At 48.6% G+C, this 14488-nt stretch carries 13 protein-coding genes and 1 riboswitch; of the genes, 7 read left to right on the top strand and 6 right to left on the bottom strand.

Going from position 1 to position 14488, the window contains the following annotated elements:
- Positions 1-2: 2 nt before the first annotated feature.
- Genes NSS94_RS20645 through isdG form a run of 3 tightly spaced genes read left to right on the top strand, consistent with a single transcriptional unit; the run spans position 3 to position 2141 of the window.
- Positions 3-1001 (top strand): FecCD family ABC transporter permease, encoded by a 999-nt coding sequence (locus tag NSS94_RS20645; RefSeq protein WP_341040007.1) that lies wholly within the window; start codon positions 3-5, stop codon positions 999-1001.
- Positions 998-1789: an ABC transporter ATP-binding protein gene (locus NSS94_RS20650; RefSeq protein WP_069012157.1), complete on the top strand. Its 792-nt coding sequence runs from the start codon at positions 998-1000 to the stop codon at positions 1787-1789. The genes NSS94_RS20645 and NSS94_RS20650 overlap by 4 nt, the downstream gene beginning before the upstream one ends.
- Before the next feature lies 1 nt (position 1790).
- Entirely contained in the window at positions 1791-2141 is a 351-nt protein-coding gene (isdG, locus tag NSS94_RS20655) for a heme oxygenase (protein WP_029519194.1), read from the top strand.
- Between the two features lie 121 nt (positions 2142-2262).
- Here isdG and NSS94_RS20660 read toward each other — a convergent pair whose 3' ends face one another.
- The 4 genes from NSS94_RS20660 to NSS94_RS20670 all read right to left on the bottom strand — a co-directional run bounded on the left by NSS94_RS20660 (position 2263) and on the right by NSS94_RS20670 (position 5976).
- Complete coding sequence (locus NSS94_RS20660; protein ID WP_165149426.1) at positions 2263-3273, bottom strand: MBL fold metallo-hydrolase; 1011 nt, start codon at positions 3271-3273, stop codon at positions 2263-2265.
- Positions 3274-3484: 211 nt separating this feature from the next.
- Entirely contained in the window at positions 3485-3595 is a 111-nt protein-coding gene (gene cydS / locus NSS94_RS26275; protein ID WP_007432143.1) for a cytochrome bd oxidase small subunit CydS, read from the bottom strand.
- A gap of 6 nt (positions 3596-3601) precedes the next feature.
- A complete protein-coding gene (locus NSS94_RS20665; protein WP_029519198.1) occupies positions 3602-4633 on the bottom strand; it encodes a cytochrome d ubiquinol oxidase subunit II in 1032 nt (343 codons plus the stop codon).
- Positions 4630-5976, bottom strand: coding sequence for a cytochrome ubiquinol oxidase subunit I (locus NSS94_RS20670; protein ID WP_069012158.1), 1347 nt, complete (start codon positions 5974-5976; stop codon positions 4630-4632). Before NSS94_RS20670 ends, NSS94_RS20665 begins: the two co-directional genes overlap by 4 nt.
- 351 nt (positions 5977-6327) lie before the next feature.
- Between NSS94_RS20670 and NSS94_RS20675 the strand changes: the two genes are divergently transcribed.
- The 4 genes from NSS94_RS20675 (at position 6328) to NSS94_RS20690 (ending at position 11554) form a co-directional block, all read left to right on the top strand.
- Positions 6328-6882: a MarR family winged helix-turn-helix transcriptional regulator gene (locus NSS94_RS20675; RefSeq protein ID WP_029519201.1), complete on the top strand. Its 555-nt coding sequence runs from the start codon at positions 6328-6330 to the stop codon at positions 6880-6882.
- A gap of 91 nt (positions 6883-6973) precedes the next feature.
- Positions 6974-8206: an MFS transporter gene (locus NSS94_RS20680; RefSeq protein WP_341040009.1), complete on the top strand. Its 1233-nt coding sequence runs from the start codon at positions 6974-6976 to the stop codon at positions 8204-8206.
- Positions 8207-8495: 289 nt separating this feature from the next.
- Positions 8496-9629: a virulence factor gene (locus tag NSS94_RS20685; protein WP_039273707.1), complete on the top strand. Its 1134-nt coding sequence runs from the start codon at positions 8496-8498 to the stop codon at positions 9627-9629.
- Positions 9630-9750: 121 nt separating this feature from the next.
- Positions 9751-9953, top strand: a riboswitch (Lysine riboswitch).
- A 134-nt stretch (positions 9954-10087) separates the two neighbouring features.
- Positions 10088-11554, top strand: a complete 1467-nt coding sequence (locus NSS94_RS20690; protein WP_029519205.1) for an amino acid permease — start codon at positions 10088-10090, stop codon at positions 11552-11554.
- A gap of 130 nt (positions 11555-11684) precedes the next feature.
- On the opposite strand, the gene NSS94_RS20695 is transcribed toward NSS94_RS20690, so the two are convergent.
- On the bottom strand, positions 11685-13061 hold the full coding sequence (locus NSS94_RS20695; protein WP_341040011.1) for an MFS transporter: 1377 nt from the start codon (positions 13059-13061) through the stop codon (positions 11685-11687).
- Positions 13062-13108: 47 nt separating this feature from the next.
- Positions 13109-14236, bottom strand: coding sequence for a transglutaminase domain-containing protein (locus NSS94_RS20700; protein ID WP_341040012.1), 1128 nt, complete (start codon positions 14234-14236; stop codon positions 13109-13111).
- Positions 14237-14488 lie beyond the last annotated feature (252 nt).

Below are 14488 nucleotides of genomic sequence, written 5' to 3' on the forward strand. Positions count from 1 at the left end.
CGATGAACAAACTACAGCGCGCCAGAAGACGCACCATCGCCTGGATTACCCTTCCGATTCTACTGCTGGCCGTCTCTGTGTACGGTCTAGCCTACGGTTCGGTGTCGATTCCACTTCAAGAAATCAATCATGTTTTGCTACATAATGATGAATCTACATATCGCACGATCCTGATGGATCTCCGGCTACCCAGAGTATTAGTAGGTTTACTGGTAGGAGCTTGTCTTGCAGCTTCCGGAGCCCTTCTTCAAGGTGTCATGAAAAATCCATTGGCTGACCCTGGCATTATTGGTGTATCGGCTGGAGGTGGACTTGCCGCCGTCATTACGATGGTGATGCTTCCCCAGCTCAGTTACCTTCTTCCGATAACCGCCTTTTTGGGAGCCTTTCTGAGCGCAATCGTCATTTATCTGCTGGCTTGGGACCGAGGGGCGTCGCCTGTCAAAATTGTGCTGGCTGGCGTTGCGATCAATGCGCTGCTGGGCGCACTCACCAACGGCGTAATGGTCATGTTCAGCGACCGCGTACAGGCCGTTCTTCCTTGGCTATCCGGCGGATTAAACGGAAGAAGCTGGCATCATCTGGAGTTCATGGCGCCTTACGCCATCATTGGATTAATCGCCTCTTTCTTTGCGATTAAACCTGCTAATTTACTGCTACTGGGCGACGATTCAGCACAGCTGCTGGGCCAGCGAGTAGAGCTTCAACGTATGCTCATTATCCTGCTTTCTGCCCTGCTGGCCGGTACAGCAGTCAGTGTAGCCGGGTTGATCGGCTTTGTAGGACTGGTCGTTCCCCATGTCATACGGCTGCTACTCGGGGAAGATTATCGTTTCCTCCTTCCCCTTTCCATTGTGGGCGGCGGAACGCTGGTTGTTCTCGCAGATACGGTGGCGCGATCCTGGTTTGACCCGATTGAACTGCCTGTAGGTATTTTGCTGGCCGTCATTGGGGCACCGTTCTTCTTAATCTTACTCAAGAAACGGGGGAATTTCGGATGACAGCCATTCAGGGTGAGCATATCTCCTTACAACGTGGGTATTTCAAGCTGGTCGATGTGAATATCACCTTGCCTGCTGGTCAGCTCACCGCGATCGTCGGGCCGAACGGTTCAGGCAAATCCACGCTTTTGCGGATTATGACCCGGTTGCTCAAGCAGGATCAGGGTCAGGTTTCCGTATTGGGCAAGCCCGTGCAGGAATACAAGCGGCGTGATTTTGCCCAGACGATTACAATGCTACCGCAAATGAAGGATATGCTGCCGTTATTGACGGTCCGCGAGCTGGTCGCTTACGGAAGATCTCCTCATGCCAAGGGCTTGAAGGTACGCTATACCGGACAGGACCAGCAAATCGTGGACCATGTCATGAAGATCACGGGTATCCAGCCCTATGCGGATCGGATGTTCCATACTCTATCGGGAGGTGAACAACAAAAAGCGCGAATTGCAATGGCCTTGGCCCAACAAACGGGTATTCTTTTGCTCGATGAACCGACCACTTTTCTGGATATCGCCCACCAATTTGAAGTTATGGATATGCTGCGGCGTATCAATCACGAGTCCGGCTTGACGATTGTTATGGTACTACATGATTTGCAGCAAGCTGCGGCCTATTGTCATCATATGATTGCGCTTAAAAAGGGACGAATCGCCGTTGTCGGCGAACCCCATGAGATTTTGACGTCTGCTTTTCTTCGCGACATTTATGAAATGAACGCTACCATCAAATTTGAGGATGGCTATCCGGTTATTATACCGACCATACCACATCATTCAGGAGGAATTTAATATGGTTATCGTAACAAATACATCTAAAATCACACCGGGCAATGCACATCTACTCATCGAAAGATTTAACAAAGAAGGAAAAGTTGAAAAAATGGAAGGCTTTCTCGGTCTGGAAGTGCTGCTGACTGAAAACACGGAGGATTATGAGGAAGTAACGATCAGTACACGATGGAAAGAAAAAGAGAACTTCCAAGGCTGGACGAAAAGCGAAGCTTTCCGCGAATCCCATAGCCATCGTCAAATTCCGGACTATATTATTGAAAATAAAATCACGTTCTATGAAGTTAAAATCGTTCGTCATCCCATCGCCAACAGCGATTCCTCTTTGGCAAGTGATTCCGAAGCAGTTTAACCCTGCATTATAGCTAAAAACCAAAAAAGGCGGCTCGGCAGGCAAAGTTAATTGTCCGCCGAGCCGCTTTGTTTATCAGGATTTTGCAAAATCCTCTTATATAAGGATGATGTCGAATCTCTCAGATTGTAGTTGAACAGCGACGTCCAATTTTCAGCGTCTCTCCGTGCCCTAGAACATGAATGCGTTCCTTCGCAATACCCATACGCTCACGCTCCGCTTCGAGACGATCCAGCGCCTCTCTTGGCGTATCATCCGCTAGTTTGAAGGCTCCGTAGTGCATCGGAATCATCTGATCTGCGCCGCAATCTACAAACCCTTGCAATGCCTCCTCCGGTGTCACGTGCTGCGAGGTCATGAACCATTCCGGTTCATACGCGCCAATCGGCATAAAGGTCAGGTCAATGGCAAAGCGCTCGCCAATCTCCTTAAACCCACGAAAATATCCAGTGTCTCCCACAAAATACAACGTCGGTGTATGCTCTGAATCTGTATTCGAATGAGGATGAGATTCCGTGACGGACGTGGCAGAGCCAATCACCTGCTGTTCACTTTGCAGAACGTATCCACCCCAATGCGAAGTGTTCGTATCAAACGGCGTGCGTCGTGTCCAATGCTGGGCTGGAACAAATGTAAATCGTACCCCTCCTACCGTAAAATGCTCCCACCATTGCAGCTCATGACAGTTACGAAAACCTTTGCGGATCATTTTTGCCTTTAACCCTGTGGGTACAAGCATCAGCGTATTTGCACGATATAATTTCCGTAAGGATTCTAAATGTAAATGATCATAGTGTGAATGAGACAGCAGAATGATGTCTAGTGGTGGTACATCCTGGATGCGAATGCCGGGCGGGGCCAACCTTTTATCAAAAGCCATACGCTCTGCCCACACCGGATCGGTGACGATATTCAGCCCAAGATACTGGATGAAAAAGGTGGAATGCCCCACCCAGGTGGCTGTCGCCATCTCCCGATTGCTATGCAGAAACTCCAGCTCCGGGGGATGGTTTGGCACAACGAACGTATAATCCTTTATTTTGCTGCGTCGCTCTTGCCGCCATTGTCTGAATTGCTTGATGGTTTTATCGGTATTTACATGATCCATATTGTTAAAACGAACTTTGGGCATGATGCAGCTCCCTCCCTGATGAACCCGTTCTCCAAAAAACGCAGCGGTTCAATTTAACTATATATTGTCATTCGAGTGTGAACATAAAATGATGCAATATCCTGATCTATGTAAAGTATAATTCAATCACGTCTGTAAAGGAAATTCTGCGATAATACAGCAAAAACAGACCTCCCGGATCAATCAGGAAGGCCTGTTCCACCTGTTGTTGTCAGTCTTGTGGATTTTTAAAGCGTGCCGAATAAATAAACAAAAACACAATCGCCACGACGATAATGATAGGTGACTCATACATAATCGTAAAATGCTCGAAAGCAGCCACTCTAACTCATCCTTTCTTCCCTTCATGTCCGCGCACATATTTTGCATCGAACAGAAACAATCTTAATATCAGGATCAGCGAAGGGATCAGCACCAGCAGACCCGCAACAAACGCCGTAATCAACGCATACGCCATCGTAGAATTTGTAAAGCTGTCGTAGACATTAATGTAGGGATACAGAACATACGGGAGATGCGAGCGGCCGTAGCCATACCAGGCAAATGCAAATTGCAGCATCACCAATATGAACGAAACCCCTAGATGCCGCCGCTGCCATACCAGATAAACTGCTCCCGCAAAGCATATGAAGGATGCGACAAACATCCAGGCTATGTTCAGCATATTGGTAAAATGATCTGGATTTTGTTTGTTAATCTGAAAAAATGCGAGCAGACTCGCAACAATCGTTGGACCGCTCCAAAGCAGTGCATATCCTCGTACGATTTCAAAAGCGACCTTGTCTCCTGCCCTTTTGGCATAATAGGCCAAAAACATCGCCGAGATATACAGTACGCTTACCAACGCCAGAAAAATAACCGCCCACGTGTAGGGATTGCTTAATAGCTGCCCCCATTGCAGGTGCACACCTGTACTGTTCTCCACAATAATGCCGCCTTCCGATATAGCGAGGACCGTCGACAGTGCCGCCGGAATCAGTAACCCTGTCGCACCGTACAACGCCATGTAGACGATATTATTGGTGCCGGAATGCCCATACGTATTGTATGCATAATACACTCCCCGGATGGCGAGAAGTACAATCGCAATACTGCCGGGAACGAGTAACGCCGTACCATAGTAATATGCCGCATCCGGGAAGAACCCGTTTAATCCCACCACAAAAAAGATGAGAAATACGTTTGTTACCTCCCACACCGGGGATAGATACCGTTGAATAATATTGTGGATTTTGTTCTGGTGGCCTGTTAACACACTGTAAAAGCTGAAAAACCCTGCACCAAAATCAATAGATGCTATAAGCAAATATCCGAACAGGAACGTCCACAAAATGGCGATGCCTACAATTTCATAGCTCACTTACCATCAGCCCCTTCCAGGCCGAGCTGTCTTATCTCTTCCACCGCATCCTTATTGCGAAATAGCTTGCTGAGTACCTTAATGGCCGAGAAGCACAACACCAGATACAAAATAACAAACAACACCAGCATCCACCCAACACTCGTAGAAGTGGTTGCTGCTTCGGACACCTTCATATATCCGCGTAAAATCCACGGCTGTCTACCGACCTCCGCGAACATCCATCCGAGCTCAATAGCTACCATCGCCATCGGCCCCACCAGAATGAGCGCCAACAGCAGCCATCTGGGGTATGGTTTGCGACCTGGCAAACGCTTGCGGATCAGATACAACAGCGGAATGACGAGAATCAGCACCCCTGTGGTGATTTTGAGGTCAAACATATAATGGATAGACAGGGGCGGACGCTCATCTACGGGATAATCATTTAATCCCTTGACCTCCGTACTGGGCAGGTTCCCGGCCAACACACTAAGTGCATAAGGCACTTTCAGGGCATATTTGATTTCACCGTTCTTATCCATGTATCCGCCATATACGAAGGGCGCGTGCGTCATCGTATCAAAATGCCATTCGGCGGCGGCCAGCTTCTCCGGCTGATATTTGGCCAGAAATTTACCGGATGCATCTCCAATCATCACTGTACTGATGGCAAACACAATGGTACAGGTGGCAGTGAGCTTCAGCGCCTTTTTAAAATAAGCGTGATTACGTCCCCGCAGCATACTGTAAGCAGCCAGTCCCATCAGCACCCCAGCGCTCAATGTATACGAGGAAGCCAGTACATGAGAAACTTTGGTCGGCGTAGCCGGATTTAGCATGGCCTCGATGGGATGAATATTTGTCATGACTCCATTTTTGAGTGTAAAGCCTTGAGGTTGGTTCATGAACGAGTTCACAGTCGTAATAAAAACCGCTGATGCAGATGAGGCAATCGCTACCGGGATGAGCAGCATCAGGTGAAAATATTTGCTTTTAAACCGATCCCAAGTATACAAATAGATGCCCAGGAATATAGCTTCGATGAAAAAAGCAAACGTCTCCAAAAACAGAGGCAGTGCAATCGCTTGTCCAGCCACCCGCATAAAGGTGGGCCAAAGCAAGCTGAGCTGCAAACCAATGGCGGTACCTGTAACGACACCCACGGCAACGGTAATGACAAACCCTCGCGCCCACCGTCGGGCCAGCAGGGTATAATGCGGATCACCAGTTCGCAGCCCGCGCCATTCTGCTAGTGCAATCATTAAGGGTACGCCGACGCCGATAGATGCAAATACGATATGAACAAACAGGGTAATTCCGGTCAGCATCCGGCTTAGTAATACAGGGTCCAGTGAAGACAAATGGGTTTCACTCCTTCATTTCACATTTTAAACATCGCGGATCACTCTGGATTACCAACTAAGGAGTCAAGCGAGCTATGCTTTTAATTACGGCATATAGCATAATGGCCGCAATTACTATACATACAATAATGAGCGTTCTTTCCTGCTTGCGGAACATAGGAACGCCTCCTTCACTTATCTATTGGCGCATTTTGGTAACCTATTCACAGTTTGGTTCATTCTGTCGAGTTTTAACCCTGCTTTTGCATTGAATGTAGCAGTATTTCTTTTTAGATATTGTTTTATGCATTTCAATACGCTATATTGATATATAGTTAGATAACCTAATTATATGAAAAGAGTGAATGTATGCCACCAAAACAAAGTATGCGGGACACCGTCCAGCAACCTCTTCCCCGTCTGGGTCCAGAACCTTATCTGGAGCTAATGGATCAAACTGCTCTTGCAGAAACGAATCGACAACTCGCCCGTATTGGTCTCTTCTTGCTATGGACGGGTGATAATACGCTCGACGCAATAGATTTGGATCTAGCTGCTTATGGCCTGACAGAGAGTAAGCTAGATTTATTGTTGCTGTTGACACTACACCAATCCCAGGCTCAGATGAGCCCTTCAATGATTGCCGACCGTCTGGGAATTCGTCGTGCATCTGTTACATCTCTCCTAGACTGGACAGAGCAACGAGGCTGGATTATCAGAGAACATAATTCCTCAGATCGACGCAAAATTCATGTGCGCATTACAGAAGGGGGATCTCATCTTGTACAGCAAGTGCTTCCTGTATTTTGGTCTTCCTGTGCTTCTCTAGCGAGTATTTTGGAGCCTGAGGAGCAGGTCGTTTTTTCGCGGATTATAGAAAAAATCCATCATCATATGGAAAACAGATTGGGGGTGGGCAGATAAATTTTTTTTAAACATATAATTAGGTTACCTAATATATTTAATTTCGTGTATTACCAAGCCACTTATTTTATGATCAAGGAGTGTTCAATTGATGAGTAAATTACGAACCAATCATACCGTTATACAGAAAGAAAATGTGGCTCTCCCTTATGCATGGATGACTGTAATCCTATGCTGGTCAGCGGTTGCCGTTATGTCCAGCCTGTATGTGACGATCCCTTTGGTCCCTCTTTTTGCTAAAGTGTTTGGAAAAACGCTTGCCGAAGCAGCCCTACCGGGCAGTATCTTTTCCTTAGGCTTTGCGGCGGGATGTCTTGTTTATGGTGGATTGTCTGACCGCTTTGGACGAAAGCAGGTTATCGTCATCGGACTGCTCGCATTAACGATTATTTCGTTATCCATCAGCTTAACCAGTCAATATTCTGTATTAGTTACACTGCGCTTGCTTCAAGGTTTGGCTGCAGCCACCTTTTCCCCCGTTGCTCTCGCATACGCCGTCGATATGTTTCCGGCCGAAAAACGGGTAACAGCTATCGGCTTTATCAGCACCGGTTTTCTAGTAGCGGGTATTGCTGGTCAGGTATTTAGTATTGTCATTAGCGAACAAATGGGGTGGAATACGGTATTTCGGATGCTAGGCATTTTGTATGCAATTACCTTCCTAATCGTCCTTTTTTTCCTACCTAACCCCCCCTCCCCTCAACGAGGTGTTCGCATTTGGGCAGCTTTCAGTCAGTTGGAGACCGTTCTGCGCTCGTATCCTTTATGGTTAAGCTACACGGTTGCTTTTGTTCTCCTGATGTCCTTTGTGAGCATGTATACGGTTTTGGGTAGCTATCTTGGCGGCCCTGAATTTGGCCTGAATAGCCGACAGATGCTTTATGTCAGATCCGTTGGTATCATCGGCATGCTCCTTTCACCATTCGCCGGAAAGCTAGCCCAGAAATACGGTGTGCACCTTATATTACGTACAGCTCTTATTCTTTCCATTCTGAGTTTGGCGCTGATGGGAATGACACACTCTCTTATGACTATCGTGGTGTTGAGTGTATGCTTTGTCAGCGGCATTGCCCTGAGTGTTCCTTCACTCATAGCAATCGTCGGCCAGCTCGGCGGTGCAGCGAGAGCTATAGCTGTCTCACTATATACCTTCATCCTGTTTGCCGGTACAAGTCTAGCTCCTATGCTCTCCATTCGTTTGATGGGGAATGGCGGCAATCAGATGACTACATTTATGCTGCTGGCGGCAGTTCTGTCTGTGGGATTTATCGCCTCCCTGCGCATTCGGATGGTGCTTCCCATCGCCCCCAGATTTCTAGAATAAAGCCTATGATTAGGGTAGAAATCCGGGGACCAAAGCGACCGCTACGCTTGTACAGCACCATTCCGCCTACTCCGTTTCATGTTAATTTTTCGAGTTCGGCTTATATAGCATCCTGTTTTTATTAAAAAAACCTCCATATTCATCAGCCATGTTTATATGAATCATCGTGATATATGTCATTGCATTTTCCTGTGAAACGCGAACTTCTCTTTGGAGACATTCGCAGAATGAGTTACAATACAGATAAGCTATATATGGAGAACTTTTGAACAGGAGGCTGTACTGAGCTATGAAAATAACATCTATCGAGCCAACTCCCAGTCCGAACACCATGATGCTGCATCTGGATGAGCGACTGGAAGCGGGTATCCGCAGAACATATACACGAGACAATGAGCGTTCCGCTCCCCCATTTATCCGGCGCATGCTGGGCATTGAAGGGGTCAAAAGCGTGTTTCACACAACCGACTTCGTAGCCCTTGACCGCAAAGGGAATGCAGATTGGTCTACCATTCTGGGTCAAGTCCGAGATCAGCTAGGCGAGGAAGGCGCTGACGCCAATTGGGATTTGCCAGAGGAAACCTCTGGAGAAGCGTTTGGCGAGGCACAGGTTTTTGTGCAATTTTTTCGCGGCCTTCCTATGCAAATTCGAGTCAAGGCAGGGCAGCAGGAGGAACGAATCTCCTTGTCCGACCGCTTTGTGCAAGCCGTTACCCGTGTAGCGAGCGCAACGCTGATTAAGGAACGCAAGCTGAGTGATTACGGCGTCCGCTATGGTGAACTGCCGGACATTGCACGTGAGGTTGAGCAGGAACTGGAGGCAGCCTTTCCACAAGAGCGGCTGGAGCAGATTATCCAACAAGCGATTGCCCACGGCGCAAACAACAGCGAATTCGTGGAGGAACGCCGCGAGTGGAGCGATGCCGAGCTGGAGCAGGCCCTGCAACACGAAGATTGGCGTACACGCTACGCTGCGCTGGATCGGCTGGACCCGACGCCCGAGCATTTGCCGCTTATTCGGCAAGCGCTGCATGACGACAAAATGCAGCTGCGGCGACTGGGCGTCGTCTATCTGGGCGATATTCGCTCACCGGAGGCGATGGAACTGCTAGCCGAGGCGCTGCGCGATCCTTCAGCGGCAGTACGCCGCACCGCAGGCGACACGTTGTCGGACATCGGCGATCCGGTCGCTACCAGTGCAATGATCGGAGCCCTGTCGGATAGCAGCAAGTTGGTGCGCTGGCGGGCGGCACGTTTTTTATACGAGGTGGGAACCGAGGATGCGCGTGATGCGTTGGAGAAGGCGGTCGATGATCCCGAATTCGAGGTCAGTCTACAGGCTAAAATGGCGCTGGAACGCATCGAATCAGGCGAACAAGCCGCGGGCACAGTTTGGCAGCAGATGGCCAAGCGGAACTCTTAATTTAAGATTCTACGAGTGATTTTCAAAAAATTGTCGATTGTCAGAAGATGTACAGGTACGATATACTGTAATTCGCTATACAATAAAATATCATGTCATACACCTCATCAACCCTGTTTTATGATGAGGTAGAGGTCGCGGATGTAATCGGTACACCGGAGGAGACGATAAGAGCCGTCTGAGATTCCAGTGGAAAGGTACACCCGCCGAAGTATGCGGAGCTGACTCTTTGTAAATACTCCGAATGCTGGGGCTGCTAACCGAAAGGAGCAGAACTGTCACACGCTGTCCTAACACAGACACGTGTGTTGAGCTATCTTGTTATAGAAGAAGGTATGGTGCGGAATGCATAGACAAAACCGCAGGCGTATTCCCTGCGGTTTTTTGATTTATATACTCCCCCTCCTTCTAGCTCTTGCCCTGACATGAAATACAATTTCATGAAGGAGTGTTTGAACGTGCAACACAGAGCAACATCTGACGGAACCTTGCGTAAAAGTCTCAAAGCCCGCCATATGACGATGATCGCCCTCGGCGGTTCTATCGGAACAGGTCTGTTCCTCGCCAGTGGAGGCGCAGTTGCCGAAGCTGGACCCGGTGGTGCCCTGCTGGCTTATGCAGCAGTTGGCCTCATGGTCTACTTCCTTATGACCAGCCTCGGTGAGTTGGCTACATTTATGCCTGAATCCGGCTCTTTTAACACCTATGCAGGTCGCTTCGTCGATCCGGCTTTTGGTTTCGCCATGGGCTGGAACTTCTGGTACAACTGGGCGGTGACGATTGCTGCCGAATTGGCAGCAGCGACCGTGCTGATCAAATACTGGTTCCCGGAAAGTCACTCTGCCTGGTGGAGTCTGTTATTCCTGGCCGTAATCTTCGCACTGAACGCGTTGACCGTCAAAGGCTACGGTGAGTCTGAATACTGGTTCGCCATGATTAAAATTGTGACTGTGGTCATCTTTTTGACTGTAGGTGTGCTGATGATCTTCGGCATTATGGGTGGTCCTGCGGTCGGCTTTGCCAACTTCACGGTAGGAGACGCCCCGTTCCATGGTGGATTCTTTGCTGTACTGGGTGTATTCATGGCAGCGGGCTTTTCCTTTCAGGGAACGGAGCTGATTGGGGTAGCCGCAGGAGAGAGCGAAAATCCGCGTGAAAATGTGCCGCGCGCCATCCGTCAAATCTTTTGGCGCATCCTGTTCTTTTATATTCTCGCAATTCTCGTGATTGGATTGATCATTCCGTACACCAATCCGAATCTGCTGCGGGGAGATATCAGTGATATCGGGGTCAGCCCGTTCACGCTCGTATTTGAAAAAGCAGGGCTTGCGATTGCTGCCTCTGTTATGAACGCCGTTATTTTGACTTCCGTATTGTCGGCAGGTAACTCGGGTATGTACGCGGCCACTCGGGTACTGTACGCTTTGGCACGAGAAGGTAAAGCCCCGCGTTTCCTCGGACGTATCAATAGACGCGGCATTCCTATGAACGCGCTGCTGATCACGACCGCTGTCGGTATGCTAGCCTTTCTCGCCTCCCTGTATGGGGACGGTGTAGTCTATAACTGGCTGCTGAATGCTTCTGGAATGTGCGGATTTATTACGTGGGTCGGAATTGCAGTCAGCCATTATCGTTTCCGCCGTGCCTTTAATGCACAGGGTCACAGTCTGAGTGAGCTTCCATACAAAGCCCGTTGGTTCCCATTTGGCCCGTTGTTCGCCTTCGCTCTGTGTATCATTGTCATTATCGGGCAAGGGGCGGATGCCTTCACCGGACAGGAGATTGACTGGAAAACGATGATCGCTACGTACATGAGTGTGCCGCTATTCCTTCTGCTGTGGCTCGGCTACAAATGGACCAAACGTACTAAAATCGTGCCATTAAAAGAATGTGATTTGAGCCCGGATGCTTCTTCGGATAAATAATAGAAGACATTAAAAAAAGCCCGTCTCCACATATCAGGGAGAACACGCTGGTAAACCTGGTCCAAGACTGTTTATCCGCATGTTCACCTGTATATGCCCGGAGACGGGCCTTTTCTTTTTCTTTTTCTGTTTATTTGGAAGAAGCAGCTACTTCAGCTGATAAAGACATAGATAAGGCACGACGACTAAAAATACCGTATATGACAGCAATCAGCGTCAACCCTGCTGAAAACAAGTACAAATTAACGATACCCAAATGATCTGCAATCCAGCCCATTAAAAGCAGCGAAATACAAAACGTTAGGCTTGTCAGCGTAGCCTGGGCGGACAGCACCTTAGGCAAATCATGTACAGACACACTCATTTGCATCATCGTACGGCGGGATACGACGGACATTTCCGCAGGTAGTCCCATCAACAGCACGATAAGCAGCGTTAGTGGCGGTAATGTGTTCAGTGCATACCAAGCTGTCAGCAGCCCATAACCTGCCATCCCCGCCAACATGGCGGGCAGCAGTCTGCGCTGCAAATACTTGACGCAGGCGAGGACCACGATACCGCCGCCAATCGCTCCTGCAAAATACGCTGCATTGATGTATCCCCACCATGCCTCACTTTTGTGCAAGACCTGCTGAGCGAAAGCAAGCGTGAACGCGCCTACCCAAACCGAACCCCCTAGAAGGTCAATCATATCCATAAAAATAAGAGCTTTCAGTCTGCGACTGGCTCCGATGAGGCTCCAGCCTTCACGAAGTATTTCCTTTTTACGCTTGGGAGGTAGTGTGGGGCTCTCAGATTCCGGGCCATATAGTGTATCTTCCAACTGTGCAGGAGGCAAGTCATGATGCCCTTGCCCGGGTTCAGTTAGAGCTTCGAAAACTGAGACATCTCCACCTCGCACCCTTGTTCCAGGTTGCAGCAAATAATGAGCTTTGCCCTCTAGTGGATCTCGAATCAGGCTGGTGAAGATCATGGCTATCATATATAATCCGCCAGCAACCAGTAGTGTTTTTTCCGAACCTAGCATGGCTACGAGCACACCACTAAGCCCCCACCCCGCTAATTGCACCGTCTGATCGCTGACCGATACCAGACTGTTTGCCCGCATAAGTCCTTCCCCGGACGCAAGGCGAGGAATCAGCGCATTACGCGCAGGCGTAGTCCATCCGTCCAGAAAGGACATGGCTGCCACCAACGTAAACACAATCACCCATATCGGCTCCGTGCCTGCTGACCACAAGTGGCCCAGCAGAACAGCAAAGAAAGCCAGTTGCCCGAACTGAGAAACGAATAAAATAAAAGGAAGCTGAAATCGGGCCAAAATGAGCGGTGCTAAAAAGCCACTGATCATTTGTGCTCCCATTCGCAGCAACGGAACGAGAACCGAAGAGAAGATGGAGTCCGTTTCATGAAAAACCAGAGACACAAGTGCCATAATGTAAAGAATGTCGGCCGCATTAGACATGGTCTGCGTGCCAAGCAAATAGGTAAAGGAACGCTTGTGCATATAAATAAAATACTCCTTTGTTAATGTTGCTTTTTACAACAAGATGATTAGGTCCATTTCAGGGTTACACGAAGATTACCGGTACTTCCTAGATCCGTAATCTGATAGGAAATGGATTTCAAACCGAGTTGATATAAGGATTGTAAATCCTCCTTGAGACTTCGCTCCGTTCCCTGATAGGCGAAGGTAAGTGTCGTCCCTCCCTTATTTGCAATCTTACGTACCTGTTCCTTAATGTCAGCAGATGATTTAACCAGACCCTTGCCGTCTTGCAGCGGATATTCGAGGGTATTGTACAGTTTTTGATATACAGCAGCCTTTGATCCTCCGGCAGATACTAGTGATGATAAGGTTTCCCGATACGATGTATTCGCCTGAGGATACGGCTTAACCCAGGAGTGATCTCGCCGCATTTCGGTATCCGTCAGCAGATAATATGATGTGCTTACCTCGTTCGCGCGATCCGGGGTTGGATCATCCCATGTCGTATCCATGTGATACCATCGACCGTCTAATAAAACAAGATTCCATGCATGCAGCTGGCCTCCTGCTCTTCCTTCCACAATCCGGTTCGTAATGCCTGCACGTTCCAGCATTTTATAGGCCAGCAGTGAATAACCCTGACAGACCGTGCTTCCCGTTTTCAGGCCATCATAGGCTGTATACTTTTGCTGTGTTTCATCATACTTCAGGCGAACGACGATCCAATCATGAATGGCCTTTACCTTCTCATGATCCGTCATTCCCTTCGTAATAATATCCCCCAGCACCGTTTTAACTGTGCTATCCACATATGCTGTCTGTTCCTTCGTCTCCCGGTAGCTTAAACGAATCGTAACCTGAGCGGAGGTCGTTGTGCCTGTATAGGTGAATGCATAGCTTTTGATCGTATAATTCACATACGGATCGCTCTCCATGGCCTGTTGGATGGCCGTCTGTAATTGCTGCTTGAGACCGTTCACTCGCCCTTGATATGTAAAGGTCAGCGTTTCACTCCGCGTAGCCATTGCCTGTAAAAGCTTGTTCTGAAGCTGCTGCGATGATACGGAAGGAGCCGGCTTAACCGACGTCGCATACACATTGCTGCCCCACTCCACAGCCTGCGGCAGCAACACAGCCAGCGCTGCACCCGCAACCAGACATTTTACAAGCCTAACCCCGATTTTTCTGTTCATACAGAGCGTTCCTGCCCTTCTTAGCATAGTTGTAAACAGCTATATCTTACCATAAAAACAGTTGCTCCAAACGCTCTAGTTTTGTCGGTTGCAGACAAGTAAGGGCGAAGTTCAAGACAGGTTGTGACATCATATTCGGCGAGATAACAGATGGGACAACGAGCAGTTTTGTTGTTCGTAGAGAGTTTTATCACAGCAATCTAGGTTTCCTCATGATATGGTACTGGCATCGGAAGTAAATGATATTGATTC

This window comes from Paenibacillus sp. FSL L8-0644, from assembly GCF_038008165.1.
In the GTDB taxonomy this organism is placed as follows: domain Bacteria; phylum Bacillota; class Bacilli; order Paenibacillales; family Paenibacillaceae; genus Paenibacillus; species Paenibacillus polymyxa_D.